General features: G+C 37.7%; 29 protein-coding genes. 13 read left to right on the forward strand and 16 right to left on the reverse strand.

The window, feature by feature from the left end; translation table 11 throughout:
* Window position 1: 1 nt before the first annotated feature.
* The 6 genes from CQZ96_RS03410 to fdx all read left to right on the forward strand — a co-directional run bounded on the left by CQZ96_RS03410 (window position 2) and on the right by fdx (window position 4,977).
* Window positions 2-1,219, forward strand: a complete 1,218-nt coding sequence (locus tag CQZ96_RS03410) for an IscS subfamily cysteine desulfurase (RefSeq protein ID WP_004720627.1) — start codon at window positions 2-4, stop codon at window positions 1,217-1,219.
* 110 nt (window positions 1,220-1,329) lie between these two features.
* Complete coding sequence (iscU, locus tag CQZ96_RS03415; RefSeq protein WP_004720629.1) at window positions 1,330-1,716, forward strand: Fe-S cluster assembly scaffold IscU; 387 nt, start codon at window positions 1,330-1,332, stop codon at window positions 1,714-1,716.
* A 45-nt stretch (window positions 1,717-1,761) separates the two neighbouring features.
* Window positions 1,762-2,082 carry an iron-sulfur cluster assembly protein IscA gene (gene iscA / locus CQZ96_RS03420; RefSeq protein WP_004720632.1) on the forward strand — a complete coding sequence of 107 codons (321 nt, stop codon included), beginning with the start codon at window positions 1,762-1,764 and terminating at the stop codon, window positions 2,080-2,082.
* A 100-nt stretch (window positions 2,083-2,182) separates the two neighbouring features.
* Window positions 2,183-2,698 (forward strand): Fe-S protein assembly co-chaperone HscB, encoded by a 516-nt coding sequence (gene hscB / locus CQZ96_RS03425; protein WP_105712713.1) that lies wholly within the window; start codon window positions 2,183-2,185, stop codon window positions 2,696-2,698.
* Between the two features lie 65 nt (window positions 2,699-2,763).
* Entirely contained in the window at window positions 2,764-4,623 is a 1,860-nt protein-coding gene (hscA, locus tag CQZ96_RS03430; RefSeq protein ID WP_004720636.1) for a Fe-S protein assembly chaperone HscA, read from the forward strand.
* 15 nt (window positions 4,624-4,638) lie between these two features.
* Entirely contained in the window at window positions 4,639-4,977 is a 339-nt protein-coding gene (gene fdx / locus CQZ96_RS03435; protein ID WP_004720638.1) for an ISC system 2Fe-2S type ferredoxin, read from the forward strand.
* Window positions 4,978-5,076: 99 nt separating this feature from the next.
* On the opposite strand, the gene CQZ96_RS03440 is transcribed toward fdx, so the two are convergent.
* The 9 genes from CQZ96_RS03440 to CQZ96_RS03480 all read right to left on the reverse strand — a co-directional run bounded on the left by CQZ96_RS03440 (window position 5,077) and on the right by CQZ96_RS03480 (window position 15,140).
* Window positions 5,077-6,525: an adenylate/guanylate cyclase domain-containing protein gene (locus CQZ96_RS03440; RefSeq protein ID WP_004720640.1), complete on the reverse strand. Its 1,449-nt coding sequence runs from the start codon at window positions 6,523-6,525 to the stop codon at window positions 5,077-5,079.
* A 54-nt stretch (window positions 6,526-6,579) separates the two neighbouring features.
* Entirely contained in the window at window positions 6,580-7,014 is a 435-nt protein-coding gene (locus CQZ96_RS03445) for an HIT domain-containing protein (RefSeq protein WP_004720642.1), read from the reverse strand.
* A 229-nt stretch (window positions 7,015-7,243) separates the two neighbouring features.
* Window positions 7,244-10,705 (reverse strand): transcription-repair coupling factor, encoded by a 3,462-nt coding sequence (gene mfd, locus CQZ96_RS03450; RefSeq protein ID WP_105712714.1) that lies wholly within the window; start codon window positions 10,703-10,705, stop codon window positions 7,244-7,246.
* Between the two features lie 295 nt (window positions 10,706-11,000).
* On the reverse strand, window positions 11,001-11,357 hold the full coding sequence (locus CQZ96_RS03455; protein ID WP_105712715.1) for a hypothetical protein: 357 nt from the start codon (window positions 11,355-11,357) through the stop codon (window positions 11,001-11,003).
* A 106-nt stretch (window positions 11,358-11,463) separates the two neighbouring features.
* Window positions 11,464-12,405 carry a Dyp-type peroxidase gene (locus CQZ96_RS03460; RefSeq protein WP_105712716.1) on the reverse strand — a complete coding sequence of 314 codons (942 nt, stop codon included), beginning with the start codon at window positions 12,403-12,405 and terminating at the stop codon, window positions 11,464-11,466.
* A 182-nt stretch (window positions 12,406-12,587) separates the two neighbouring features.
* Window positions 12,588-12,971, reverse strand: a complete 384-nt coding sequence (locus tag CQZ96_RS03465) for a DUF6678 family protein (protein WP_323848065.1) — start codon at window positions 12,969-12,971, stop codon at window positions 12,588-12,590.
* A 150-nt stretch (window positions 12,972-13,121) separates the two neighbouring features.
* Window positions 13,122-13,907, reverse strand: coding sequence for a glutathione S-transferase N-terminal domain-containing protein (locus CQZ96_RS03470; RefSeq protein WP_105712718.1), 786 nt, complete (start codon window positions 13,905-13,907; stop codon window positions 13,122-13,124).
* A 42-nt stretch (window positions 13,908-13,949) separates the two neighbouring features.
* Complete coding sequence (rraA, locus tag CQZ96_RS03475; RefSeq protein ID WP_105712719.1) at window positions 13,950-14,462, reverse strand: ribonuclease E activity regulator RraA; 513 nt, start codon at window positions 14,460-14,462, stop codon at window positions 13,950-13,952.
* Between the two features lie 12 nt (window positions 14,463-14,474).
* Window positions 14,475-15,140 (reverse strand): nucleoside-diphosphate sugar epimerase, encoded by a 666-nt coding sequence (locus CQZ96_RS03480; RefSeq protein ID WP_105712720.1) that lies wholly within the window; start codon window positions 15,138-15,140, stop codon window positions 14,475-14,477.
* 213 nt (window positions 15,141-15,353) lie between these two features.
* Here CQZ96_RS03480 and rpsT point away from each other — a divergent pair, with 213 nt between their 5' ends.
* Entirely contained in the window at window positions 15,354-15,620 is a 267-nt protein-coding gene (gene rpsT, locus CQZ96_RS03485; protein WP_004720657.1) for a 30S ribosomal protein S20, read from the forward strand.
* Window positions 15,621-15,773: 153 nt separating this feature from the next.
* Here rpsT and ispF read toward each other — a convergent pair whose 3' ends face one another.
* Window positions 15,774-16,265, reverse strand: coding sequence for a 2-C-methyl-D-erythritol 2,4-cyclodiphosphate synthase (gene ispF / locus CQZ96_RS03490; protein ID WP_105712721.1), 492 nt, complete (start codon window positions 16,263-16,265; stop codon window positions 15,774-15,776).
* Window positions 16,266-16,365: 100 nt separating this feature from the next.
* On the opposite strand from ispF, the gene CQZ96_RS03495 reads away from it, so the two are divergent.
* The 6 genes from CQZ96_RS03495 to CQZ96_RS03520 all read left to right on the forward strand — a co-directional run bounded on the left by CQZ96_RS03495 (window position 16,366) and on the right by CQZ96_RS03520 (window position 20,408).
* Window positions 16,366-17,016 (forward strand): hypothetical protein, encoded by a 651-nt coding sequence (locus tag CQZ96_RS03495; RefSeq protein ID WP_004720662.1) that lies wholly within the window; start codon window positions 16,366-16,368, stop codon window positions 17,014-17,016.
* 26 nt (window positions 17,017-17,042) lie between these two features.
* Window positions 17,043-17,726, forward strand: a complete 684-nt coding sequence (locus tag CQZ96_RS03500; RefSeq protein ID WP_171287871.1) for a hypothetical protein — start codon at window positions 17,043-17,045, stop codon at window positions 17,724-17,726.
* A 47-nt stretch (window positions 17,727-17,773) separates the two neighbouring features.
* Window positions 17,774-17,923 carry a hypothetical protein gene (locus CQZ96_RS03505; protein WP_171287872.1) on the forward strand — a complete coding sequence of 50 codons (150 nt, stop codon included), beginning with the start codon at window positions 17,774-17,776 and terminating at the stop codon, window positions 17,921-17,923.
* 21 nt (window positions 17,924-17,944) lie between these two features.
* Entirely contained in the window at window positions 17,945-18,586 is a 642-nt protein-coding gene (locus CQZ96_RS03510) for a DUF4304 domain-containing protein (protein ID WP_105712722.1), read from the forward strand.
* Between the two features lie 198 nt (window positions 18,587-18,784).
* Window positions 18,785-19,825: a helix-turn-helix domain-containing protein gene (locus tag CQZ96_RS03515; RefSeq protein ID WP_105712723.1), complete on the forward strand. Its 1,041-nt coding sequence runs from the start codon at window positions 18,785-18,787 to the stop codon at window positions 19,823-19,825.
* Window positions 19,826-19,865: 40 nt separating this feature from the next.
* Window positions 19,866-20,408, forward strand: coding sequence for a CbrC family protein (locus CQZ96_RS03520; RefSeq protein ID WP_105712724.1), 543 nt, complete (start codon window positions 19,866-19,868; stop codon window positions 20,406-20,408).
* A gap of 22 nt (window positions 20,409-20,430) precedes the next feature.
* Here CQZ96_RS03520 and CQZ96_RS03525 read toward each other — a convergent pair whose 3' ends face one another.
* The 6 genes from CQZ96_RS03525 to CQZ96_RS03550 all read right to left on the reverse strand — a co-directional run bounded on the left by CQZ96_RS03525 (window position 20,431) and on the right by CQZ96_RS03550 (window position 25,648).
* Complete coding sequence (locus tag CQZ96_RS03525) at window positions 20,431-21,042, reverse strand: GNAT family N-acetyltransferase (RefSeq protein ID WP_105712725.1); 612 nt, start codon at window positions 21,040-21,042, stop codon at window positions 20,431-20,433.
* A 150-nt stretch (window positions 21,043-21,192) separates the two neighbouring features.
* Complete coding sequence (locus CQZ96_RS03530) at window positions 21,193-21,801, reverse strand: GNAT family N-acetyltransferase (protein ID WP_105712726.1); 609 nt, start codon at window positions 21,799-21,801, stop codon at window positions 21,193-21,195.
* Window positions 21,802-21,899: 98 nt separating this feature from the next.
* Window positions 21,900-22,751, reverse strand: coding sequence for a DMT family transporter (locus CQZ96_RS03535; RefSeq protein ID WP_105712727.1), 852 nt, complete (start codon window positions 22,749-22,751; stop codon window positions 21,900-21,902).
* 116 nt (window positions 22,752-22,867) lie between these two features.
* Window positions 22,868-23,905: a class II fructose-bisphosphate aldolase gene (gene fba / locus CQZ96_RS03540; RefSeq protein ID WP_004720677.1), complete on the reverse strand. Its 1,038-nt coding sequence runs from the start codon at window positions 23,903-23,905 to the stop codon at window positions 22,868-22,870.
* 128 nt (window positions 23,906-24,033) lie between these two features.
* Window positions 24,034-24,312, reverse strand: coding sequence for a hypothetical protein (locus CQZ96_RS03545; RefSeq protein WP_105713018.1), 279 nt, complete (start codon window positions 24,310-24,312; stop codon window positions 24,034-24,036).
* Between the two features lie 148 nt (window positions 24,313-24,460).
* Complete coding sequence (locus CQZ96_RS03550) at window positions 24,461-25,648, reverse strand: phosphoglycerate kinase (protein WP_105712728.1); 1,188 nt, start codon at window positions 25,646-25,648, stop codon at window positions 24,461-24,463.
* Window positions 25,649-25,758 lie beyond the last annotated feature (110 nt).

Raw genomic sequence — 25,758 nt, forward strand, 5'->3', positions numbered from 1 at the left:
CATGAAACGTCCGATTTATCTTGACTATGCAGCAACTACGCCTGTTGATCCTCAAGTAGCAGAACGCATGATGGAGTGTTTAACCTTTGATGGTACATTCGGTAATGCTGCTTCTCGCTCACATGCTTATGGATGGCAAGCTGAAGAAAAAGTTGAATATGCACGTGAACAAGTCGCAAATTTAGTAAAAGCTGATCCACGCGAAATTGTCTGGACTTCTGGTGCTACTGAATCTGATAACCTTGCCCTTAAAGGTGTTGCTCAGTTTTACGGTTCTAAACGCAAACACATCATCACAAGTAAAATTGAACATAAAGCAATTTTAGATACTTGTCGTGAATTAGAAGAAGAAGGTTTTGAGATTACCTATCTTGAACCTGAACCTAAAACTGGTTTAATTACCCCAGAAATGGTTCAAGCTGAACTTCGTCCAGATACGCTACTTGTTTCATTGATGATGGTGAACAATGAAATTGGTACTGTGACAGATGTTGCTGCAATTGGTGAGTTAACACGTGCCAATAAAACCTATTTCCATGTTGATGCTGCACAAGCTGCGGGTAAAGTTGAAATCGATCTTTCTACCATGAAAGTTGATTTGATGAGCTTCTCAGGTCATAAGGTTTATGGACCTAAAGGCATTGGTGCTTTATTTGTACGCCGTAGCCCACGTGTTCGTATCAAAGCACAAATTCATGGTGGTGGTCATGAACGTGGTATGCGCTCAGGTACACTTGCAACCCATCAAATCGTCGGTATGGGTGAAGCATTTGAACTTGCTGGCAAATCTTTACAAGCTGAACAAACACGTTTACGTGTACTCCGTGACAAACTCTGGAACGGTTTACAAGATTTAGAACAAGTCTTCTTAAATGGCCACCCTGTTTACAATGTTGCAAACTACTTAAATGTTAGCTTCAACTTTGTTGAAGGTGAATCATTGATGATGGCGTTAAAAGATGCTGCTGTATCTTCTGGTTCAGCATGTACATCTGCAACACTTGAACCTTCTTACGTACTTCGTGCCCTCGGTCTTTCTGACGAGTTAGCACATAGTTCAATTCGTTTTAGCTTTGGTCACTATACGACTGAAGAAGACATTGATCATGTAATTAAGATTACTAAAGCTGCTGTTGAGAAATTGCGTGAGCTTTCTCCGCTTTGGGATATGTACAAAGAAGGGATCGACTTAAATTCAGTTGAATGGGCTGAACACTAAGTTCCTTGAAATCAAAACGCGGCATTTTATTGAAAATCAGTAAAATGCCACCAAATTAGATTGTAGAAATACATATTATCAACGCTGACCCCGAGGTTTGGAGAAGCAACATGGCTTATAGCGAAAAAGTAATAGATCATTACGAAAATCCTCGTAATGTTGGTGTGTTGGATAAAAATGCAGAAAATGTTGGTACAGGTATGGTGGGTGCACCTGCATGTGGCGATGTAATGCGTTTACAAATCCAAGTGAATGACAGTGGTGTAATTGAAGAAGCTCGCTTTAAGACTTATGGCTGTGGCTCTGCAATTGCGTCTAGCTCACTCGTAACCGAATGGTTAAAAGGTAAAACGCTTGACGAAGCACAGGCGATTAAGAATATCGACATCGCAACTGAACTTGCACTTCCTCCTGTAAAAGTACACTGTTCTGTACTTGCAGAAGATGCAATTAAAGCTGCTGTTGAAGATTACCGTAGCAAGAAAACTAAAGCCTAATATCTGTTCGTCAAATTTAGCAGATGATTTTTTAACGGAGTTTTCATGATCAATCTAACTGAAAATGCTGCAACTCATATCAGCAATTACTTAAAGAATCGCGGTAAGGGTGAAGGTATTCGTCTTGGTGTGAAAACTTCAGGCTGTTCTGGCTTAGCTTATGTACTTGAGTTTGTTGATAATATCGACACTCATGATCAAATGTTCGAGCAGTTTGGTGTAAAAGTTTTTGTAGATCCAAAAAGTTTGGTTTATCTCGATGGTATGGAAATGGACTATGTTAAAAATGGTCTCAATGAAGGCTTCGAGTTTAATAACCCAAATAAAAAAGGTGAATGTGGCTGCGGTGAATCTTTCACTGTATAATCTGCCCTGCTTTTTCTCATGTTAAAACAGTGTCTTGCACTGTTTTAATCACATTTAATTACACCGTTTTCCTGTAAAACATCGTGGATGAGTATCTCCCATGAGTCATTTTGAGTTGTTCGATCTCCCGGAAGCACTCGATATTGATTTAGCGACATTAAAAGCTAATTTCCTAAAACTACAACAGCAATATCATCCTGATAAAGCTGAAGATAAAGACAAAGCTTTGATTAAATCAAGTGAAATTAATCAAGCATATAAAGCTTTATCCAATGTAGACAGTCGTGCTGCTTATCTACTGTCACTCAAAAAGCAAGATCATCACTTAAATCAATCAATTAGTGATTTTGAGTTTTTACAATCTGCTTTAGAAATTCGTGAGCAGCTTGATGAAGCAACCAATACCGAACAATTGCATTCTTTAAAAAAAGAAGTCCAACAATGGATTGATGGCTTAGTTCGTGAATTCAAAATTGATTTTGAGGATGAAGATTGGACTGAAGCACGTGACACGGTGCGCAAGTTACGATTCTTTCAAAAAGTCATGAATGATATTGATAAAGCCGAAGATCAGCTTTTAGATGATGAAGATTTTAGTTTAGATGATGATTTCTAAATTTTAACTTTCATTATATGTTTTACCCGAATTTGTTTTTAGTTTTTATTTTAAGGATGTGACAAATGGCACTCTTGCAAATTGCTGAACCAGGACAATCAAGTGCGCCACATGAACACCGTATTGCGATTGGTATCGACTTAGGGACAACCCATTCTCTTGTTGCTACGGTATTATCAGGCAAAGCCAAAGTACTGAACGATGAGCAAGGTCGCGTGTTACTTCCTTCTATTGTACATTATTCTAAAAATTCGACCGAATATGGCGACGCAGCAAAACCGTTTATTACTGCTGACCCTAAAAATACCATTGTTTCTGTTAAGCGCTTTATGGGCCGTTCTAAAGCAGATGTTAAATTTCAACACCCTTACACGCTTGCAGGTGCTGATAATGAAATGCCAGCATTTGAAACAGCTCAAGGTCGTAAAACACCTGTAGAAATCTCTGCAGAAATTTTAAAACAACTGAAAGATCGCGCTGAACAAAGTTTAAGCAATCCGGTGAATGGCGCTGTTATTACGGTTCCAGCCTACTTTGATGAAGCGCAACGCCAAGCTACACGTGATGCAGCTGAACTCGCAGGTTTAAATATATTACGCTTACTCAATGAACCTACCGCTGCAGCTGTTGCATATGGCTTAGATCAAGAGAGCAATCTAACAACAGACCGTAACTATGTCATTTATGATTTAGGTGGCGGTACATTTGATGTGTCTATTTTACGCTTTTCTCAAGGTGTGTTTGAAGTTTTAGCTACAGGCGGTCATACCGCACTGGGTGGCGATGACTTAGATCGCCTTATTGTTAAATGGGCAAAAAAACAACTGAATATTGAAACCTTAGATGATGCAGAATATGCACACTTTATCGTTTCTGCACGTAAAGCCAAAGAAGCGCTCAGTGATGCTACCTCTGTTGATATTAAAGTTCTAACACACCACCTCACGCTAGATCGCACGACATTTGAAGAAATCATTCAAGTGGCATTAGATAAGACGATCAATGTGTGTAAACGTGTCATGCGTGATGCAAAACTTGAACTCGATGATATTCAAAATGTAGTTCTTGTTGGTGGCTCAACCCGCTCTTATGCTGTACAGAAAGTGGTGCGTGAAGTATTTAAGCAAGAGCCGCTTTGTACCATCAATCCTGATGAAGTTGTGGCGATTGGCGCTGCGATCACTGCGAATCAACTCATTGGAAATTCTAAAGATGGTTCATTACTGTTAGATGTTACCCCGCTATCACTTGGTCTAGAAACCATGGGCGGTTTGGTTGAACGTTTAATTTCACGTAATACAGCCATTCCTGTTGCACGCCGTCAAGAGTTCACCACCTATCAAGATGGTCAAACGGCCATGTTGATCCATGTCTTGCAAGGCGAACGCGACTTAGTTGAGCATTGCCGCAGCTTAGGTCGTTTTGTATTACATGGTATCCCACCAATGACCGCGGGTCAGGCACGTATTGAAGTCACTTTTCAGGTCGATGCAGATGGCCTGCTTACTGTTTCAGCCAAAGAAACCACATCAGGGGTCAATGCGCAAATCGACATTAAACCTTCTTATGGATTGTCTGAGACCGATACTGAACGCTTGCTTTTAGAAGGTTATAAATTCGCTGAAGAAGATAAAAATCTTCGCCATCTCAATGAAACTAAAGTTGAAGCACAGCGTGAACTTGAAGCATTAACACAGGCGTTAAAGGTCGACTCCAACCTGCTCAGTACTGAACAACTGACTGCGCTCAACCAAGCCGCTGAAGCTTTAAAAGCCCAGCTTGAAACAAACGATATCAAATCGATTGAGCATGCTGTTGAACAGTTAAAAACTTATAGCGATGCCTTTGCAGCAGAACGCATGAATCAACACATTGATCATGCACTCAAAGGCACCAAACTTGATGATTGGTCTAACTCAAACTAATTTAAGGTAACGACTATGCCACGTATTAAAGTACTACCTCATGCAACAATTTGTCCAAATGGTGCTGAGTTTGAAGTTGAACCAAACGCGAACCTGTGTCAAAGCTTACTCGATAATGGTATTAAAATCGAACATGCCTGTGACATGTCTAAAGCATGTACTACATGCCATGTGATTGTACGTAAAGGCTTTGATGAGCTTGAAGAGATGGATGATATTGAAGCCGATTTACTCGATCGCGCTTGGGGCTTAGAACCCGATTCACGTCTGTCTTGCCAAGTCAAAATCACAGACGAAGATATGGAAGTTGAAATTCCAAAGTATACAATTAACCATGCTTCTGAAAACCACTAAGTTGCTTTTCATATAGGCAAAAACCACTCTTTATGAGTGGTTTTTTAATGTCTTGGCAATTTTTAATGGCTTAGGTATTTAATTTAATATTTAATGATTTTACAAATAATTTGAGTTGACTTCATCTTCAATATTAAGCTTTGCAACGCCTTGAGAGTTGGTAAGTTTTTGCTGAACCTTAATCCGTTCTACCATTTTTTCTAATACTTCCACCAACTCTGGATATTCAAAGTTTTGCACTTCTTCTAAATTCAGCACCAAGTGGAAGCCTTTATACTCATAATCAAACCATTGCTGATTTTCATTCTTGGTTGCAGAGTATTTTTCCATCACTTGCCAAGTGCGTACCTTACCTTGAATCCCTTTCAGTTCAATCGGGGTTTTTGGTGCACAAAGATAATCGTTTTTAATCAGCTTATAGGTTTCATCTGAAACCAAAATTTCATCGATATCTGCAGCATATTGCAAACGCGCTGCTAAATTGGCATCACGACCCACAATGGTATACGCCATACGATGTACAGCACCATAGTTTCCAACGTGGCAATAACCGGTACTTACCCCCATACGAATATGTAAAGGTGCATAGCCCATTTTCACCCAACGTTCACGGAGAAATTTCATCTGCTGGCGCATTGCAATCGACATATCAATACAGTTTTTCGCATCCTGCTCCACACCTTGTGAGTCTGGATCACCAAAGAAAATTAGGATTGCATCACCCATAAATTTATCAATGGTTGCACCATATTGTTTGGCAATTTCAGTCATATGACTTAAATAGTCATTTAATACAAAGGCCAAATCATCTGGAATCAAAGTTTCTGATAATTCTGTAAATCCTTGAATATCAGAAAAGAAAACCGTCATTTTTTTACGTTTATATTCAATCTTGGCTTCTGTATCGCCACGCATAATCGCCTGCCAAAGCTGTAATGGCGCATAACGACTGAGTTGATTTGACAACTCAATATAACGATTCATTTCATTGAAATAGGTGTTTTTCTTGGTTTCTACACTTTTGATACGGCGATTTTGATAATAATTTCCGATGTTTACAAACAAGATAATACTAATAAAAGACAGGACTGATAGCTCAGGGCTGGTTTGCTGAAAATAATCATAAAAACCAAAGATAAAAATAATATTGGTATAAAACACAACAAAGGCAACTAAAATTGCCAAAGAGCCCATCATAAAAGAAATTTTGTTGTTAATCGCTGTATAGATCAGTGCAAATAACAATACAAAAGTTACCACGAGGCTTAAATGTACAGCAGCCAATGCGGTAGAAACAACGATGACATCAATTAAAAAATAAATATTCTTCCGAATCTTAGAGCCATATGAATATTCTAGCCAACGCGATAATTTAGGGCTAACAATAAAAATAAAGCCAATAAAAAAAGGAACATAAAATTGATAATTTGCAATTGGGGAGGTGAAATAATAAACCATGACCACCAAAGCAATAATCAAATACCCCATAAATCGCTGGAATATTTCAAATTGCTTTGGCTCTTTATCTAACATACGTTCAAATGGCAAAATATTTTACCTCGGATGTCATTTTATTAAACACTTCCCTTGTGCTGTTTACACTTAATCCATACGCCAATCGAATGGCATCTCACCTTGACCACGTAACGCCAACATCAGTGTTTGACGCATGTGTGCTAATACTTCATTGCTATAAGGAACTGCTTGCAGGCCAAATACAGGTTTAGGCCAAGCTACATCATTCTGATAACGAACTACATGATGAAAATGTAATTGCGGAACCATATTTCCAAGTGCAGCGACATTCATTTTATCTGCACGAAAAACACGAGAAAGCTGACTAGACAACCAGCTTGATTCACGTAAAAACTGCTCTTGGTCAGCTTGACTTAGTTCATATAACTCAGTGATACCAGGAACACGTGGAATAAGAATCAGCCACGGAAATTGCATATCATTCATTAAACGACATGTTGAAAGCGGAAAATCGCCTACAAAAAAAGTATCTTGAGCAAGTTGTGGATGCAAACTAAACATATCTTTATAAATGACGCAAAATTAAAAGGATGGCTAATACTAACACATCGGTTTTCGTGTGAATATTGGTTATCTTGTGTTTTGGTACAAATAAACACAGTTTGTTTTGAACCTGATCACAATTACACTTTAAAGAATCACAGAATTTTTTCAAGTGATTTACTAGAAAAAATTCATAAGCACTTTTAATCTCAAATTGAGCATTTTTTAAGCTCAAAATCCTGATAAATTAACGCTTTAATTCTGTCAGTAAATTGTTTAACAAATCCTGAATAAACTGAATTCGCTTGTCATTTTCTTCAAGCATCACCATCACTTTTAAACGTTGCCCACCTTCCATACGGAACCAAGTTGGATGCTTCTGCATTAGCTGAATAATACTGATCGCTTGCACAGGTGTATCAGGTGAAAATTCGATCACCCCACCATTGGCCCCAATATCAATTTTGGTAATTTCTAAGGCTTCAGCCTTAACCCGAATTTGATGAACACTAAACAGTTGTTTTACCGGCAATGGCGGTACACCAAAGCGATCAATCAACTCCATACGGATGTTGTCAAGTTTATCCTGAGTGTCGGTATTACTAATACGTTTATAGAACATAAGACGCTGATGTACATCGCCCAAATATTCATCTGGGATCAAAGCAGGCATATGCAGGGTAATTTCAGAAGTAAGTGAAAGTGGTGTATCAAAATTAGGCGTCTTGCCCTGTTGAATTGCTTTGGTCGCTTTGGCTAACATTTCCATATATAGGCTATAACCAATTGCATTCATTGAACCGCTTTGTTGTTCACCCAGTAATTCACCTGCACCACGGATCTCTAAATCTTCCGTAGCCAGCATAAAGCCTGCGCCAAGATTTGAAGCTCTTTGAATTGCATCTAAACGTTTTTCTGCATCACCTTTAAGGCCTTTAATCGATGGCACCATCAAATATGCATAGGCTTGATGATGTGAACGTCCAACACGACCACGCAATTGATGTAATTGGGCTAGGCCGAGTTTGTCTGCACGTTCAATAATAATCGTATTGGCATTGGGAACATCAATCCCTGTTTCAATAATTGTTGAGCAGACCAGCACGTTAAATTCTTTGTGATAGAACTGTTGCATGATTTGCTCAAGTTCACGTTCACGCATTTGACCATGCGCAACCGCGACACGTGCCTCTGGTACAAGTTGACGAATATTTTCTGCAGCGCGCTCTATGGTATCTACTTCATTGTGCAAGATATAAACCTGACCACCACGTAACAATTCTCGCAGAATTGCCTCTTTCATGGTTTCATTAGTTTGTTCATTGACAAAAGTTTTAACAGCTAAACGACGTGCGGGTGGTGTGGCAATAATTGAAAGATCACGCATCCCACCAAAAGCCATATTCAATGTACGAGGAATTGGTGTTGCAGTTAAGGTTAACATATCAACATCTGCACGCATGGCTTTGATACGCTCTTTATCACGTACCCCAAAACGATGTTCTTCATCGACAATCATTAAACCTAAGTTTTTAAACTGCACATTTTCCTGAAGAATTTTATGTGTGCCGATGACGATATCGACTTTACCATCGATTAAATCTTCAATAATTTTGGTATGACTTTTATTGGTTCCAAAACGCGAAAGTACCTCTATACGAATTGGCCAATCGGCAAAGCGATCTTTAAATGATTCAAAATGTTGTTGTGCCAATAAGGTGGTAGGTACTAAGACAGCCACTTGCCTATTATTTTGAACAGCAACAAATGCCGCGCGCATCGCCACTTCCGTTTTACCAAAGCCAACATCACCACAAACCAGTCGATCCATTGGTTTGGCTTGTTGCATATCATATAAGGTCGCTTCGATGGCATTGGCCTGATCCAATGTTTCCTCATAAGCAAAGCCACTGGAAAATTGCATATATGCACTTTGATCCAACTCAAAGCTAATCCCCGGTTTAGACTGACGACGTGCTTGAATATGTAACAATTCAGCTGCCACATCATGAATCTGTTCAAGTGCTTTACGTTTTGCTTTATTCCATGCATCTGTACCCAATTTATGTAAAGGTGCTAAATCAGGATCACCACCACTAAAACGGCTAATCAGGTGTAAATTGGTGACAGGAACATACACTTTTGCATCATCTGCATAGTTTAATTTTAGAAACTCATAGTCTTGTTCATCAATATTTAAGGTGACTAAGCCTGCATAACGCCCGACACCATGATCAATATGCACCACTGGCGCACCAATATTGAGTTCCGTCAGACTTCGGATCAGAAACTCTTCTGAAACCTCTTGTTGACGTTTTCTACGGCGCTGTACTACACGGTGTTCATACAATTGGTTTTCAGAAATAACCGATAGATCATTGCTGATGACCAATCCACGATCCAAAGGCGCATTGGTAATCGCGACAGAGAAATTAGATTGTTGAAATACAGCAAAACTTTCAACAACTGGAATTTCACCTAAACTTGCACGTAAAGCATCTTTTAAAGTTTCACGACGTCCAGCACTTTCAGCCACCAGTAACACTGGATGATTGGCCTCATCCACATATTGTTTAACGGCTTTAAATGGCTGGTCTTGTTTAGGATCTACAGGCAATCGTGGCGGCAATTCAACCGACAAATTGATACAGCCTGCTTTTAATTCAATGGCTTCTGTTGAGGCAATAATTCTTGAAAATTGATTTAAATATTCGAATAGTTGATTCGGTTGTATAAAAATTTCTTCAGGTGGTAATAGCGGTTGATCAGCATTATGGCGTCGGTCTTCATAACGGCGCATCACATCTGTCCAAAAACTCAACAATCCTTCGTCAATGTGTTTATCTGTAATGACAATCGCATTGCTTGGTAAGTACGATACCAAACAACTTTGTGTTTGCATGGCTTGCTGTGAAAAGAATAATGGGAAATAGAAATCTAATCCTGGAGAAGCAATGCCTTCTAACACATCTTGATAAATTGGGTTTTTCTTGGGATTTGCAGTTGGAAAACTTTCTGCATAACGATCACGAAATGTTGAACGCGCTTCTTTTAACGGAAATTCTTTTGCAGGAAGTATGGTAAAACGCTCTAACTTTGTTGTTGTTCTTTGGGTTTCTGGGTCAAAGAATTTTAAACTGTCTATTTCATCGTCAAATAAATCAATACGGATAGGCGCGTTTTGCCCAGAGGCATAAATATCCATGATGCTACCACGTACCGCAAATTCCCCATGATCATAAACGGTATCAACCAGATGATAACCCGCCTGAACTAATTTTAATTTTTGTTGTTCTAATGCAAATTTCTGACCAACGCGGATATCAAAATGCTCACCCAACACCCATGATGTAGGGGCAACACGTTGTGCCAAGGTGGTTGCAGAGACTAATAAAATACCTTTTTGTGGCATATTGGAAAGTATTGATAGTCTTTCAGAAACAATATCTTGGTGTGGAGATAAACGATCATATGGCAATATCTCCCAATCTGGAAATATTGTTGGTTTTACCCCATAAAATTCTAATTCACTTTCCAACTGTCCCAAGTGCTGATTATTTTTTGCAACCAATACAAAGAGCTGATCCGATTTCTCTGCGATCTCCTTAAACAATAAGGCTGCAGATGAACCGAGCATTGTGCCAATCCAGCGCTTTTCACCTGCTTTCAGTTGTTTTAAATTGAGGTCAGAGATTTCTTGTTTAAACATAATCGCATAGGGTCTAAAAGACATGAGCAATAGTTTAACATGATGACTTTATTCAGTTGAGTGATTTTGTTTATTCTATTTATCTGCGCAATGACTCAACAACAGCATTTCTTCATCAGGATAGAATTCACATCAACCTCAAGACAAACTCACAGGATCATAGACCTGTGGAAGCTCTTGCAAATGAATTGAGAATAGTTATTTGTATAACAGAGAAAAATCTAAGCGACATCACACATTATTCTTTAGTGAAATATTCTGATTCCACCAGATATTTTGCATTCCTTAAGTTGATTTATTTTTCTCGTTTAAACGTTTTATAATAATCATTGAGTTTTTGAATAATTTGTTTGAATTGTTTTAAATTTTCTTCTGTATTGCCAAGTCTTTGCACATAGTTGTTTGTCGCAATTTCTAAATCAATCTTTTCATTGATCAAAATTGTTTTATAGAACAAAGCCTTTAAATCATCAAAATTATTGAGTTTTCGGTTGGAAAAGTATTCCAGCCTTTCAGATAACTCACGATTTAAAACAATACCATCTACAATAAAACCATGCTCAGCATCAATTTGAATATTATTTTCTTGTAGAAAAACTTGTTCAGGACCGTTTTTATTGCCCTTAAATAATGCTGCAATTTTATCAAACATCATTAAAACTCAATTAAATCAAAGATTCATCATAACAAAGATGACAAAAGTTCGCAGTAAAAGGCCGTTTTAAAACGATCCTTTACCTGAACATAAACCATCAGCGTTATTCGTCACCCAAATCATCTAAGAAGTCGACAGTAGGCACAAAGAATAAGGTTCCAGTCACTGCTGTACTAAAATCTAATAAACGATCTAAATTACCCTCTTCATCACCTTGAAACATATGCTCTAACATTTGTCGAGTCACACTAAATTTGCGTGCATAACCAATAAAGAAGGTGCCATATTCATTTTTAGATGGATTTGAGAACGGCATATTTGCACGCATGATTTTAATTTCATTACCATCTGCATCGTGTGCCTTACTCACTACATTGTGTGCTGTTTTAGGCTTTACATCATCACTCAGTTCAACATCATTAAACTTTTTACGTCCGATGACTTTTTCTTGTTCTTCATCACTGAGCGCACGCCACTTGTCCATATCATGCATATATTTTTGAATAAATGCATAACTGCCACCTTTAAAGTCTGGATCTTCATCACCCACCAGTGCATATCCAGCTGCAATTTCAGGCTCTGGGTTTTCTGTCCCATCAACAAAGCCAATAATCGCTCTACCGTCAAAATATCGAAAACCATTCACTTCATCCACTGGATAACTTACGGCTTTTAATTGCGTATTGATCATATCTGCCATTTCAAAACACAACGCTTGACGATCAGCACGAATATGGAAAAACAAATCACCTTCTGTTGAAACCGCCGTATATTTTGGCCCTTTAATTTCTTTAAACTGTTCTAATTCTTGTGGTTTAGCCTGATCAGGAAATAAACGTTCCCACGCATTTGCCCCAAATCCCATGACTGCACTAAATTGTGCATCTGGATAACGGTTGGTTAAACTACGTGTTAATGCTGAAAAATTTGCTGCAAAATCGATTACTGTATCTATTACTTCAGCCCCAAGCCTTAATCCTAAAACAATAAATAAGGCATTTTCCCCTGGACGATTCATAACAGGTTGAATTCGAGTTGAAGTCATAATTTATCTCAAAATATTCTATTGGTTACAATCTAACATAGGCTGTTTTAAAGCTTAAGTTTTTATCGTTAACAATCCACTAATTCACAATATTTATATGGATAGAAATGTTGCGAAAAATGATTAAAGCAATAAGTTTTGACTTTTTTATTCAGACACATTTATTGTCATTATTTTTAAAATTACTTTGAGTGATAAGCATAAATTTTAAAACAACTATTTTTTTCATCAAACACAATATTCAAACGCTGCAATAAAGTACGAAATTGATCTGTTTGATCTAAAATCAAATCATCGATCAATCTTCCCCTCGGCTTGCTTAGCATAGGCTTTACAATTAAATATTCAATTGCAATAAATACAGGCATAGCATCGTAATAGAAAGGATGCCAATCACCCAAATACCACGGAATTTTCTTCACAAATTGGTCTTCAGCTTGTAGATCTCTATTTTCAGTCACCAATTTGACAATAAATGCAGGTGGAAAATCCAAGTCTGTCATTGCATGCAGAAGTTTGAGCCATTTTGAATCACTCATACAAGATACCAACTGCCGTTGATGCATGATCTGCTGAATTTTCAAAATATACTTTATATAGACTTGGTCAGTCTTTAAAGTATTTATATGATTTCGATATTCAAGATAATTTTCTTGTAAACCCACATTTATCCTTCAATTAAAAGCACCTATGTTCGGTGCTTTTGACACATAGAGTTAACCATATTGTTTCTGTAAATAACGTACGATTGCTGCTGACTCAAAGAGTTTTTCACCTGTATTTGGATCTTCTAAATAAGGCACTTGAATGTCTTGCTTTGCGCGATCCATAACTGGAATAATTTTTTCACGTTTGCCACCCACCAAAGGAACATATTTACCCGGTTTTAAACGTAAAACTGCTGGGCCTAGATCTTGCCAACACTCTTTAGCCACATTATGAAAGATAAATGGAATTTCTAATTCAGTTAACACACCACGCACAACACGTGTATAGGGGCTGGCTTCAAACCCCCATAATTCCAATAATTGCGCTGGACTTGCACGATCAACAATTTTTTTATTAACCCAAACCCCGCGTGCACCATTAATAATGGTTCCAACCATAGCGACCGTTGGGTATTTAGGATAATGAGAATATTTCTTTGGTGTTTTGCCTGTTTTACCATAATGCTTAAATAAGTAATCAACAATCTTTTGCGATTCGTACATTGCTGTTTCCGTGTTTTCATCAATGAAATACGGAAAACGCAATTTTCCACCTTTTTCTTTTACAACCTGACGATATTTGGTCCCACCTTTAGGGCATGGATAGACTTCATAATCCAAATTGAGCAAGGTCATTACTTCTCGTACACGGCGGCAAAATGGTGAACCCTCAAACTCATATAACTTTAAAGCCTTTTCTGGCTGGTTTGGAAACGGAGTTCCTGTTACACCACGGCCTCCCTCAGTCAGTGATGAAGCCAAAGCTTGTACAACTTTAATTTGATGATGCACCATTTTATACCCCCTAGACGATTGTTTTTGCTTAAATTAAGCTTTTTATAAATCCACTAATTTTTCTTTTGAAACTACAATGCCATTGTTATCTGCATAGATATATTCACCAGAATTGAAAGTGACACTACCAAAATACACAGGAATATCGACCTCACCTATGCCTTTACGATTGCTTTTTTGTGGAATTGAAGCCAATGCATGGACACCTAGATCAAGTTCAACTAGTGTATCTACATCACGTACACAACCGTAAATCACCACACCATTCCAGTGATACTTAACCGCTGACTCTGCAATCATGTCACCCATCAAGGCACAACGCATGGATGCTCCACCATCGACAACCAAAACCTTACCTGTTCCATCTGTAGCAAGTAACTCTTTCACTCGTGAGTTATCTTCAAAACACTTGACTGTCACGATTTGGCCACCAAAGGTTTTACGAGCTCCATAACTTCTAAAAAATTTGCCATCTAGAGATGGAATCAAGGTTTGGATGTCTTGGTCTGGATGATCATCTAATAAATCACAAGTTACAAAAGGTACTGTAGTCACGTTATCACTCCATTATTTGCTATTTTGTATACGCAAATTATCATAAATTTCAATTTTTTGAGTTTGTGTTTGAGCAGCCTCGACCATAGTATGAGCCACTTGTTGTGCTGTCACTGGCTTATATTTAAAAGAATTGGGTACCAAATGCGAAAATTTACCATACAGCTTTTGCGTTACATCTTCCAAGAATCGCTTTTCATTTCGATCACCAAGGAGTAACGATGGGCGAATAATTGAAAAACGATATAAATTCAACTTTTGTATATAGTCCTCAAGTTCACCTTTCACTTGATTATAAAAAATTGGCGAGCTGGCTTTTGCCCCCATCGCACTGACTAAAAGTAAATGGGTTTCAGTCATTTCAAATAAATCTGCAAAATGTGCATTGATCTCAAAATCAATATTATAGAAAGCTTCTTTAGAACCTGCCTTTTTAATAGTCGTTCCCAAACAACTGAATGCATGAGTGTAACCGCTGACATCTTGATCATTGAGTAGAAGGAAGTCATCCAATACAAATTGTTCAACTTTTTGAAATTTTGAAAAGTCGGGATTTTCTCGTCGCACAACAACTGTAATTTTTTCACAATCAGCCAATAAATTGAGCTGTTCAATGAGACGCTGCCCCACTAAACCTGTTGCTCCAATCACAATCGCATTTTTTATCGAATTAGTCATTTTTTAAACAATCTCCTAGATTTATTACTAATCTAACGTTTTATTTCAAATTTTTCTTCAACAAAAATGTTGTCAAAGCATGTCAACACTTGACTTTACTGGCCTCTTTAATCACAATATGGCACTTGTTTACGGGCTGGTGATAATCCTCTGATGTGGTTTTCAGATGTGGTTTCAGCCCGCCCAGACCCATCTAATTCAAGGAGTGCACGAGTGGCAAACTCTGCTCAAGCAAAAAAACGTGCTCGTCAAAACGTTAAAGCACGTAAACACAACGCAAGCTTGCGTTCAATGGTACGTACTTATATCAAACGCACAATCGCTGCTATCGCTACTGGTGAATATGCTGCTGCAACTGAAGCTTATAAAGCTGCAGTTCCAGTTATTGACCGTATGGCGGATAAAGGTATCATCCATAAAAACAAAGCTGCTCGTCACAAGAGCCGCTTGAATGCACAAGTTAAAGCGTTAGCTAACTAATTTTTGCATGTGAAAAGAGCCCTTTAAAGGGCTTTTTTTGTAGCTAAAATTTGACTATAGCGCTTTAAAATCGGAAACCATCAAAACTTATCTACCACCGCATCAATATTTCTCAGTAGATAGATAAGTAAGAGTTCTAAACAATAAAAATAATTATTTTGCTAAATGTGAAATTAAGACTGTTGCAGTAGTTAAAATACCTTCCTGACGGCCAGTAAAACCCAATTTCTCTGTGGTTGTTGCTTTAACGCTAATTTGAGTCACATCAACATCTAACACATCTGCAATACTTTGACGCATTTCCAAATTGTGTTTGGCTAATTTAGGCCGTTCACATGCCACGGTAATATCGGCATTATTTAATTTATAACCACGGTCTAAAATTAATTGATAAACATGTTTTAAAAGTTTACGGCTATCCGCACCTTTAAATTCAGCATCTGTGTCTGGGAAATGCTGTCCAATATCACCTAAAGCCAATGCACCCAATAAAGCATCACATAATGCGTGTAATACGACATCACCATCAGAATGTGCTTTTAAACCATGCGTATGTGGAATTTGAACGCCTGCCAAAGTTACAAAATCACCTTCTTCAAAAGCATGTACATCCATTCCCTGCCCAATACGAATCGGTATGATCATTCTTAGCTCCTTTTGCAGTTTTTAAAATTTAAAAATCTTGTATTCGTACTTTCTCTTTCGCTATAGTACGTATGCAAACATTGTGAAAGTATAAGCGATCATGCTGTTGAATACAGAATTTAATCAAATTAAAACACTCTTGTCTGGTCTCATTTTGAGCTGTATCAGTACATCAGCTGTTTACGCCCTGCCTCTTGACTGTAAGCACCAAGATTCATCACTTTTAAAAAAGTTATGTGGTTCGCAGTATAGTGAACTACGCGCTCAATTAAATGAGAGCTATCTCACTGCATATCTGGTCACAGATGCACCAATACGCTTAATCAATGATACGCATCGTTTGTGGCTCAACCGTTTAAGTCAATGTAAAAGCAACGATTGTTTTAAACAACAGTTCGATATTCGCCTAGAAGACTTAAATTTTTACACTTCAATGAATCAAAGTTTAACCCAACATTTCATCAAATATGAACATGGTAAAATTTCAAAGCAACCCGCCCATTTACAAATCCATCAACTGACTAAAGATCGGATTAAAGTTGAAGGCATCGCCTACCGAAATCCCAATAACCGTAAAGATAGTCAAATTGTCTCATTGTTGGCTTACACCACGCCTGAAAAAAAGAATCAAATTTTGGACAATGAACATGACTGTAAATATGTGCTTAATTTCCAAAAAGCAATTTTGTCTGTGACAACAACACAAAAAGGCTGTGAGCGCTTTACTGGAATTTACCGTTTATATGATTAAGATTTATAATTAAATTTGGCAAAACCATGAGTACAAAACTAGCGTTAAGTGAAGAAAGATTAAAAATATTATCTGAATGTATGCAGAATTATGACGTGGGTGCTGATACAGATGAATGGCCTAACAATATCATTTCGCGCTTTACCAGCGTTTATAATGATGGGTCTATTTCAAAGCACAATATCCAATTGCAGCATGAAATTGATCCCGATGAATTAAAACTTTGTCAAAAACTAAGCGCTGAAATCGCCAATATCATGACAAATGTTGAAGTTGGTATGGGTTCAAACTCGGGTGATTATTTTCAAGATTTTTATATCATGCATTCACAAAACTCAGCTAGCCAAAAAATTACGCCTCAGCTGATTCAACAATACTTTGCCAATACTATTTTTCCTTTGGCAAACATTACGACTGAACCGCTTACAACCAATACACAGTGGTGGAAAGAAGTAGAACAAGATGGTGAAGAATCTCCAGCAGAATATTTTCAGCCTTGGCACAAGATGATGGATTGGTTTGCAGCACAACACGATTTTATCGACTGTGCATTTGTTCGGATTGGTGACTCAGCACTTTTAGAACAAATCAATTCTGATAATTACCCGAAAGGAACAATCATTACAGGTTGTGTCTTGCCTCGACTTGCATTGGGCTTAACCCAGAAGAGCAGCTTTGTTGGAATCTTTGGATATGTTGTACACAGTTAAGATCTAACGCCCCCAGCGCTAAAATACAAATAAAATAAGGTATAAACATGACTCAACTGTTAATTTTAGACCAAATCTCACAACACCTTGATCAAACCTCTTTTGGCGGTCTTCCTGTTAAAACGTTTGGCTTACAAGTTGAATGGCTGTTTGTTTGCCCTCAGGGTAAAACTGCTAAATTTCTATGGCAATGCTAGCCTTCACCATGGATATATCTAATGGATAAAAAAGTCATTTCCAAACTATTACAACGTCAGTTTTATCCCATTTTAAAAGCACAAGGCTTTATAAAAAAAGGCGATGTATTTAGGCAGGTTGAGGGAGAAGTTATTCGAATCGTCGATATACAGCACTCCATTAAAAGACATTGTTTTCAAGTTAATCTCGGTATTCACCTCATCCCATTAGGTGAATATGTTATGCGATGTACAGGTAACGCTTTAGATATTGAAAAAATGCGTGATTTCGATTGTGCATGGCGTAGTTCGATCCTGCCTTATTTGATGAATGATCATGACAACGACTGGTCATATACCTCAAATGAACAAGATGCTAACGAAATGGTGCAATTTCTAGTATCTGAGTGGAATCGTCAAAGCCAAAATTTCTTTAATCAATTAGCACATTGGCCTGAAGATTTTCTCAAGAAAGCGCATCAGGCCTGTATAAATCCCTTACATCCCGCACACATGTGTACCCTCTGCTATGTAGCTGGTGCTGCTGGTGATTTACAATTGGTCAAGAGGCTCGCTGAGATTGCAATTGATGCTGTTCCTGAACGAGCCACCTCATTAAAAGAACGATTAGCATCATTTATCCAAAATCCAAGTTTAGCGATTCCGCAAATTATCGATGAATGACGAAATGAAGCAGTCAAATGCGCTATTCACCAAATTGAAATATTTGTTATATTTTCTAACAACTTTCACGATCCGATTTAAAGTTTTACGCTTTATTTCCTGACTTAATTAACTTATAAATAACTATATATAAATAGTCTGATGACATATTTGTTGTAAATACCGAACACCAAACAATAGAGGATCAAAGGTGTTGCTATGGATTTGAACATGTATCTCACCAATAAATTTAAGAATTTTAATGAGTTTCTAGAAACGCATTGGCATGACTACCCCAATAAATACAAAGAAATCCAAACACTGCTGTTTTTTCAAGCCTATACCACCAAGCCACTTTCCGAGAAATTTGAAATCAATATTGATCAGGCCTTAAAGTATCCAACCTTAAGATATTACTTTCAACAGATTGAAAAATATATCCATATACCGCCCAAGCAACTGTTTCCTAACTCATTTCATCGCCCTTATGAACATATTTTAAATGAGTTTAAATATTTAAGCTTTTACCAAGAAGCTTTTGAATTTCACAAAAATTTAGAAAAAATAAGAAATACTTTTAATAAAATTTCCATTCCAATTGCCAGTCATGCTATTTACACAGAAATTTTACAATATCTCAATTTGAGCTTTGAATACCTTGCTGATCCCAACTTAGCCAACGAGTTAAAGATTAAATTAATTTACCAATGGCAAGATATTCATAATTTAGAAACTGTTGCCGCATATAAATCATTAGAAAAAATTAAGACCACACTCAATCATTATCGGCAAAAATCCTGTTCAGAGTACTATTTTAATTTAATTCAACTGGGTGAAAATCAACGGATTGAATTTAAAGAACGTACCACTGACCTATTAACCAACCGCAAATCAGATAAATGGGTCAAAGCGTGCTTTGCATTTATGAATACCCGCAATGGCTATGTATTTATAGGCGTTGCTGATGATTTAACCATTGTAGGGATTGAAAATGAACTTGCGGAACACTTTAATAATTCACTCGACTTAATGAAGCGGAGTTTGATTGATAAACTGGCACACGAAAGTAACAAAATTTCAAATATTTATACCACACTAGAAGAAATACAGATTCGAGGAAAAACCATATTGGTCTTTAAATGTAATAAATCGGACCGTCCTTTGTATTACAAAGGCGAACTGTTTATGCGCACCAATGGACAAACAACACGCGTTCCACCTGAACTGATTGAAAGTTTTCGGGTAGAATTTTATTGTTAGCATTCAATAGTTAAAATCTTTGCCTAGAAGAATCAAAAATATGAATTACCCTCAGTTTAAATATCATCCCAATGCATACAAACTTGATCTGTTTGAAAAAGAAGATGGTATTTGTTCAATTTGCAATCAACAACGCGACTTAAAGTACGTATGTTCTTTCTATAGCATAGATGAACCCGATTATATCTGTCCGTGGTGTATTGCCAATGGTGCAGCAGCGCAAAAATACGATGGAGAATACAATGACTATTGTGGCATTGAAGGTATTTCTTCAAACCCAAATGTTCCTTCCGAAAAAATCAACCCTGAATTTTTAGATGAAATCTGCTTAAAAACGCCAAGTTATCATAGTTGGCAACAAGAAGTTTGGCTGGTGCATTGCAATGAACCATGTCAGTTTATCGCTTATGCGGATAGTGAAATGCTTAAACCAATTTGGGATGAGGTTAAAGCCGATATCGAGGAAAATGGTTATCCAGTAGAGCTTATCCAAGATCACCTCAGTATCGACGGTGATTTAACAGGCTATCTGTTTCAATGCATTCATTGCCAACAACATCGCTTACATATAGATTGTAGTTAAATACATAATCAAACTTTATAAGTTAAACCTTATAGCTTTGGCTAAGTAACTGGCTTAAATGCTGTTTAATGCCCTGCCATTCATCTTTGAGTATGCTGTATATAACAGTATCGCGAACAGTTCCATCTTTTCGTAGCGCATCTTGACGTAGCACACCATCATAATGCGCACCTAGACGCTCAATGGCGCTTTGACTTTTAACATTGCGAATATCCGTCCTTAATACAACCGAGTTGGCTTGTAGTTTTTCAAATGCGTACTCAAGTAATAACAACTTACAACTGGTATTGATATGACTGCGTTGTGCTGATTGTGCATACCATGTATAACCAATCTCAACACGGCGTACCTCCCAAATAAAATCGCGAAAACTGGTGGTTCCTACAATACGACCATTCCGCTGATTTAAAACAACAAAAGGTACGCGTATTCCTAAAGATTTTTGTTCAAGTGCCTTGGCAATATAAGCCTTGATCTGAGAATAATGTGGAACCGATGTATATTCCAATTCCCACAAGCGGCCATCTTTACATACCTCAACTAAAGCATTTTCATGTTCTATTTGTAGTGGTAAAAGCTGCACTTGATGGGTTTGTAATGATGTATAAAGCGTTGAAAAGATATCTTGATTCATAGCAATTACACCAATGTAAAGAATGCTCCTCCATTGTCCGCTATGTTTTTGAAAGTTTTATGATCAAAATATGAAATCACCATGACGATCTTTCAAATGATTTCAAAGGCATTTGCATGCCCTTGAATCGAATATAATTCAACAAAATAGTTATTTTTTATAATGTGCCAACATGTCTTGTAAATGTGCTTTTACATTGTTCCACTCACCTTGCGAAATACTGTACAACACCGTATCTCGAATCGTACCATCTTTACGCATTTGATCACCCCGAATAATGCCATCTTTTTTAGCACCTAAACGTTCAATGGCTTTTTGGCTTTTAAAATTAAATTGATCAGTCCGCAACGCCACGGTATTGGCTTGAAGTTGTTCAAAAGCGAACCCTAATAGCAATAGTTTACAGCTTGTATTGACATGGGTCCGTTGTGCCGATTGTGCATACCATGTATAGCCGATTTCAAAACGTTTTACGTTTAATAAAATATCGTGATAACTGGTCGTTCCCAAGACTTTCCCTGAGCTTTGCTCTATGACAACAAAGGGATAACGGCTGCCCTGTGCTTTTTGGATCAGTGCTTTTTCAATATAATTTTTAACTTCTGTGTAATGTGGTGTAGAGGTAATTCGTAAATTCCACAATTCACCATCACGACACGCTTCAGCGAGTCCTTGCTCGTGTTCAAAAGACAGTGGTACTAAGCGCATATTATTTAGTTGTAAATCTAAATGAATAAATAATTGTTCAAATGCATCCATCTCATATCCACCAAGTTAATCTATAAATTTACCGTTTGATGTCATTGTAAAGTGATCAGCAATCGTATTAACAGCGAAGCTTTCTTGCTGTTAAGTCATTATATTGCCAAGGCTAAACATACCACCCCAGCCAAACCTAAAACCAGTCCTAGAGCGGTAATCACTTTAAGCTTTTCTTTAAAAATTAACAGCCCTGCAATGACCCCAAATAACACCACAAGGATATTCATCCCTGCAAAAACGATGGCTGGAGAATCTTTTAATAAAATATGCGCTTTGACATATAAAGCAATATTGGCAAAATTTAAAATCCCCAAGGCCAAACCAGCAACAAAGTTCTGAAGCATCCACTGAGTTTTTCGAATCAGTAAATAACCGACAGATAATAGGAATGAACAGATAAACATCAAGGTTAATGTAACTGGAAACTGTAAACCCAGGCTGGTTGTGTATTTCAATAAAACATCAACCAAAGCATAACCTACCCAAACACTGAGTAAATAAAGGATCCCTTTCTGATTGAGGGATGAATTTGATGAACTCGACTGGGAAAGTACAATACATAAAACTGCCACAATACCCAAACCGATACCAAGCATTTTTAATTGGTTAAATTGTTCTTGGAATAAAAAATATGCAGCCAATAATGATAAAACCACAGACAATCGTTGTGCAATTTCAGTTTTTAAAATTCCTGCACTATTTAATGATTTAGCTAGACATAAAAAAATACTGGGTAATACAACACCTAAACCAAAAATCAACCACCATGGTGTATTTGAAATTGAAATATGGGCCAAATCAGGCTTAAACCAGATGTAGCTCAATATACTGGCGATTGCATAATTCCAAGCAATCATTTGCAATGCATCAAAACCTTTTTGTTTGGTCCATTTTAAAAGCATTGAAACCAACACACTACAAAGTGCTGCTGAAAATATGAGTTCCATAATTTACTTCTTATCTCACCAATCATTGCAAAATTTATGCGGAACCGAGTCCCTATGATTCAAGAAAAAGCCCACTAGCATGAGTGGGCTTTTAGGTAATCAACAACCATCAAAGATTATTTATAACGATCAACCATTTTTTCTAAAGAAATTGGGCGAATCTTATCTGCATTACCCGCAGTACCAAATGCTGTATAACGATCGACACAGATTTGTTTCATTGCTTCAACAGTTTCACCGAAGAATTTACGTGGGTCAAATTCACTTGGTTTTTCAGCCATCATACGGCGCATTGCACCTGTAGATGCTAAACGTAAATCTGTATCGATGTTGATTTTACGTACACCATGCTTGATTGCTTCAACCAACTGCTCAACTGGAACACCATAAGTTTCTTTGATGTCACCACCATATTGGTTAATAATCGCTAACCATTCTTGTGGTACCGAGCTTGAACCATGCATAACAAGATGAGTATTTGGAAGTGCCGCATGAATTTCTTTAATACGGTCAATTGCCAAGATATCGCCTGTAGGTGGACGAGTAAATTTGTACGCACCATGAGAAGTACCGACTGCAATTGCTAAAGCATCAACATTGGTATCTGCAACGAATTGACGAGCTTCTTCAACAGAAGTGAGAAGTTGAGAATGATCAAGTACACCTTCTGCACCAACACCATCTTCTTCACCAGCCAAACCTGTTTCAAGGCTACCTAAACAGCCAATTTCGCCTTCTACAGAAACGCCACATGCATGTGCCATTTCAACAGTACGACGTGTTACATCAACATTATATTCATAAGATGTTGGTGTTTTACCGTCTGCACCTAAAGAACCATCCATCATTACAGATGAAAATCCAAGCTGGATCGAACGTTGACAAACATCTGGGCTTGTACCATGATCTTGATGCATTACCACTGGAATATGTGGCCATTCTTCAATTGCAGCTAAAATTAAATGACGTAAAAATGGAGCACCTGCATATTTTCGTGCACCAGCAGAAGCTTGCACAATTACAGGTGAATTTGTTGCGTCAGCGGCTAACATAATTGCGCGCATTTGTTCTAAGTTGTTCACATTAAACGCTGGAACGCCGTAACTATGTTCACCGGCATGATCCAAGAGTTGGCGCAATGAGATAAGAGCCATAATATCCTCCCAAGTAATGCCCCATATTCTACATGTTGCTTTATTTCAATTCAGCAACAATATTGACTATTTCATAAAAAATCCCCGCGTTTGCGAGGACTTTTAACAAATAACAACATTTAGAAAGATTATTGAGCTTTAGGTGCTTCTTCTTCAGTCGCTGGTGTAGCCGCATCCGCTGGAGCATTTGCTTTTTCAGCTGGAACATCTGTATTTTTTTCATCCAAAACAGGCTGATCAAGCGCATCAATCACAGCTTGTTGTTCTGCAGATGTGTTTGCTGATTCTGCTGAAGCAGCTTCAGAAGAAGATGTTTGTTCTGAGGCTGATGCTTTTTCTTGTTTAGAACATGCAGTAAATGCCAAAGGAGCAATAAGAAGTGCTGCAAGTGTAAATTTAAATTTCATCACATTTCCCAGTGTTGGTGATTGGATTTGATCTAGTTTATTGCAGTTATATTTCATTTTTATTACTTTACAATGAATCTCTCAGATAAAAAAGGCTGACACGAGGTCAGCCTTTCATATAAACGTCATAATTAAAATAATTTTTCAATTAAGCACGTTCAAGCAATACCGCTACAGCTGGAAGTGTTTTGCCTTCGACAAATTCAAGGAATGCACCACCACCAGTTGAAATATAACCAATTTTGTCTGCAACTTGGTATTTATCAATTGCTGCCAAAGTATCACCACCACCAGCAATAGAGAATCCTTCAGATTCTGCAATCGCTAAAGAAAGTGTTTTTGTACCTTCGCCAAATTGATCCACTTCAAACACGCCAACTGGACCATTCCAAAGGATCGTTTTAGACGTTTTTAAGATTTCAGCAAAAGCTTTCGCAGTTTCAGGACCGACATCCAAAATCATGTCATTGTCTGCTACATCTTCAACTTTTTTTACTATTGCTTTAGCATTTGCCAATGAACCTAAGAAATCTGCAAAATCGATTGCAGAAGCATCTGCCACAACAACATCGGTTGGAAGTGGAACAGATACTTTTGCCGCAATCGCTTTCGCTGTGTCAATCAAATCATTTTCACACAATGATTTACCGACATTGAAGCCAGCTGCAGCTAAGAATGTATTGGCAATACCACCACCAACGATCAATTGATCACAAATATCAGAAAGCGAAGTTAAAACATCAAGTTTAGTAGAAACTTTAGAACCAGCAACAATTGCAACCATTGGTTTTTCAGGTGTTTGTAATGCACGACCTAAAGCATCTAATTCAGCTGCAAGCAAAGGGCCTGCTGCTGCAACTTTTGCTAAGCGTGCTACGCCTTCAGTTGATGCTTCTGCACGATGCGCTGTACCAAATGCGTCCATCACAAATACATCACAAAGCGCTGCATATTTTGCTGAAAGTTCAGCATTATTTTTCTTTTCACCCACATTGAAACGACAGTTTTCAAGTAATACCACTTGCCCTGCTGCAACTTCAACACCATCTAAGTAATCTGTAAATAATTTAACGTCTTGACCAAGTGCCTCAGTTAAATAAGCAGCTACAGGAGCTAATGATTGTTCCGCTTTTGGCTCACCTTCAACGGGACGACCAAGATGAGAATACACCATGACCGCAGCACCTTTCTCAAGTGCCAATTTAATTGTCGGTAATGCAGCACGTAAACGTGCATCACTTGTAATCACACCATTTTTAACAGGTACGTTTAAGTCTTCACGAATAAGTACACGCTTGCCTGCTAAATCGAGGTCAGTCATACGCTGAAAATTCATGTATAGCTCTCTTATAGATATTAAAAATCGCGTAGATTCTAAATGATTACACAAAAAAAGGTTAGATACTTTTGTAGAAAAGCTGTAGAAAAGTTGAGATTTGATTATTA

Origin of the sequence: Acinetobacter sp. MYb10 (assembly GCF_002980175.2) — a bacterium.
GTDB classification, from domain to species: domain Bacteria; phylum Pseudomonadota; class Gammaproteobacteria; order Pseudomonadales; family Moraxellaceae; genus Acinetobacter; species Acinetobacter guillouiae.

Excerpts from the sequence above, each read along its gene's own strand:
- CQZ96_RS03410 (WP_004720627.1), top strand. The coding sequence starts at position 2 with ATGAAACGTCCGATTTATCTTGACTATGCAGCAACTACGCCTGTTGAT.
- iscU (WP_004720629.1), top strand. The coding sequence starts at position 1,330 with ATGGCTTATAGCGAAAAAGTAATAGATCATTACGAAAATCCTCGTAAT.
- iscA (WP_004720632.1), top strand. The coding sequence starts at position 1,762 with ATGATCAATCTAACTGAAAATGCTGCAACTCATATCAGCAATTACTTA.
- hscB (WP_105712713.1), top strand. The coding sequence starts at position 2,183 with ATGAGTCATTTTGAGTTGTTCGATCTCCCGGAAGCACTCGATATTGAT.
- hscA (WP_004720636.1), top strand. The coding sequence starts at position 2,764 with ATGGCACTCTTGCAAATTGCTGAACCAGGACAATCAAGTGCGCCACAT.
- fdx (WP_004720638.1), top strand. The coding sequence starts at position 4,639 with ATGCCACGTATTAAAGTACTACCTCATGCAACAATTTGTCCAAATGGT.
- CQZ96_RS03445 (WP_004720642.1), bottom strand. The coding sequence starts at position 7,014 with ATGTTTAGTTTGCATCCACAACTTGCTCAAGATACTTTTTTTGTAGGC.
- mfd (WP_105712714.1), bottom strand. The coding sequence starts at position 10,705 with ATGTTTAAACAAGAAATCTCTGACCTCAATTTAAAACAACTGAAAGCA.
- CQZ96_RS03455 (WP_105712715.1), bottom strand. The coding sequence starts at position 11,357 with ATGTTTGATAAAATTGCAGCATTATTTAAGGGCAATAAAAACGGTCCT.
- CQZ96_RS03460 (WP_105712716.1), bottom strand. The coding sequence starts at position 12,405 with ATGACTTCAACTCGAATTCAACCTGTTATGAATCGTCCAGGGGAAAAT.
- CQZ96_RS03465 (WP_323848065.1), bottom strand. The coding sequence starts at position 12,971 with ATGCATCAACGGCAGTTGGTATCTTGTATGAGTGATTCAAAATGGCTC.
- CQZ96_RS03470 (WP_105712718.1), bottom strand. The coding sequence starts at position 13,907 with ATGGTGCATCATCAAATTAAAGTTGTACAAGCTTTGGCTTCATCACTG.
- CQZ96_RS03480 (WP_105712720.1), bottom strand. The coding sequence starts at position 15,140 with ATGACTAATTCGATAAAAAATGCGATTGTGATTGGAGCAACAGGTTTA.
- ispF (WP_105712721.1), bottom strand. The coding sequence starts at position 16,265 with ATGATCATACCGATTCGTATTGGGCAGGGAATGGATGTACATGCTTTT.
- CQZ96_RS03495 (WP_004720662.1), top strand. The coding sequence starts at position 16,366 with ATGCTGTTGAATACAGAATTTAATCAAATTAAAACACTCTTGTCTGGT.
- CQZ96_RS03500 (WP_171287871.1), top strand. The coding sequence starts at position 17,043 with ATGAGTACAAAACTAGCGTTAAGTGAAGAAAGATTAAAAATATTATCT.
- CQZ96_RS03505 (WP_171287872.1), top strand. The coding sequence starts at position 17,774 with ATGACTCAACTGTTAATTTTAGACCAAATCTCACAACACCTTGATCAA.
- CQZ96_RS03510 (WP_105712722.1), top strand. The coding sequence starts at position 17,945 with ATGGATAAAAAAGTCATTTCCAAACTATTACAACGTCAGTTTTATCCC.
- CQZ96_RS03515 (WP_105712723.1), top strand. The coding sequence starts at position 18,785 with ATGGATTTGAACATGTATCTCACCAATAAATTTAAGAATTTTAATGAG.
- CQZ96_RS03520 (WP_105712724.1), top strand. The coding sequence starts at position 19,866 with ATGAATTACCCTCAGTTTAAATATCATCCCAATGCATACAAACTTGAT.
- CQZ96_RS03525 (WP_105712725.1), bottom strand. The coding sequence starts at position 21,042 with ATGAATCAAGATATCTTTTCAACGCTTTATACATCATTACAAACCCAT.
- CQZ96_RS03530 (WP_105712726.1), bottom strand. The coding sequence starts at position 21,801 with ATGGATGCATTTGAACAATTATTTATTCATTTAGATTTACAACTAAAT.
- CQZ96_RS03535 (WP_105712727.1), bottom strand. The coding sequence starts at position 22,751 with ATGGAACTCATATTTTCAGCAGCACTTTGTAGTGTGTTGGTTTCAATG.
- fba (WP_004720677.1), bottom strand. The coding sequence starts at position 23,905 with ATGGCTCTTATCTCATTGCGCCAACTCTTGGATCATGCCGGTGAACAT.
- CQZ96_RS03545 (WP_105713018.1), bottom strand. The coding sequence starts at position 24,312 with ATGAAATTTAAATTTACACTTGCAGCACTTCTTATTGCTCCTTTGGCA.
- CQZ96_RS03550 (WP_105712728.1), bottom strand. The coding sequence starts at position 25,648 with ATGAATTTTCAGCGTATGACTGACCTCGATTTAGCAGGCAAGCGTGTA.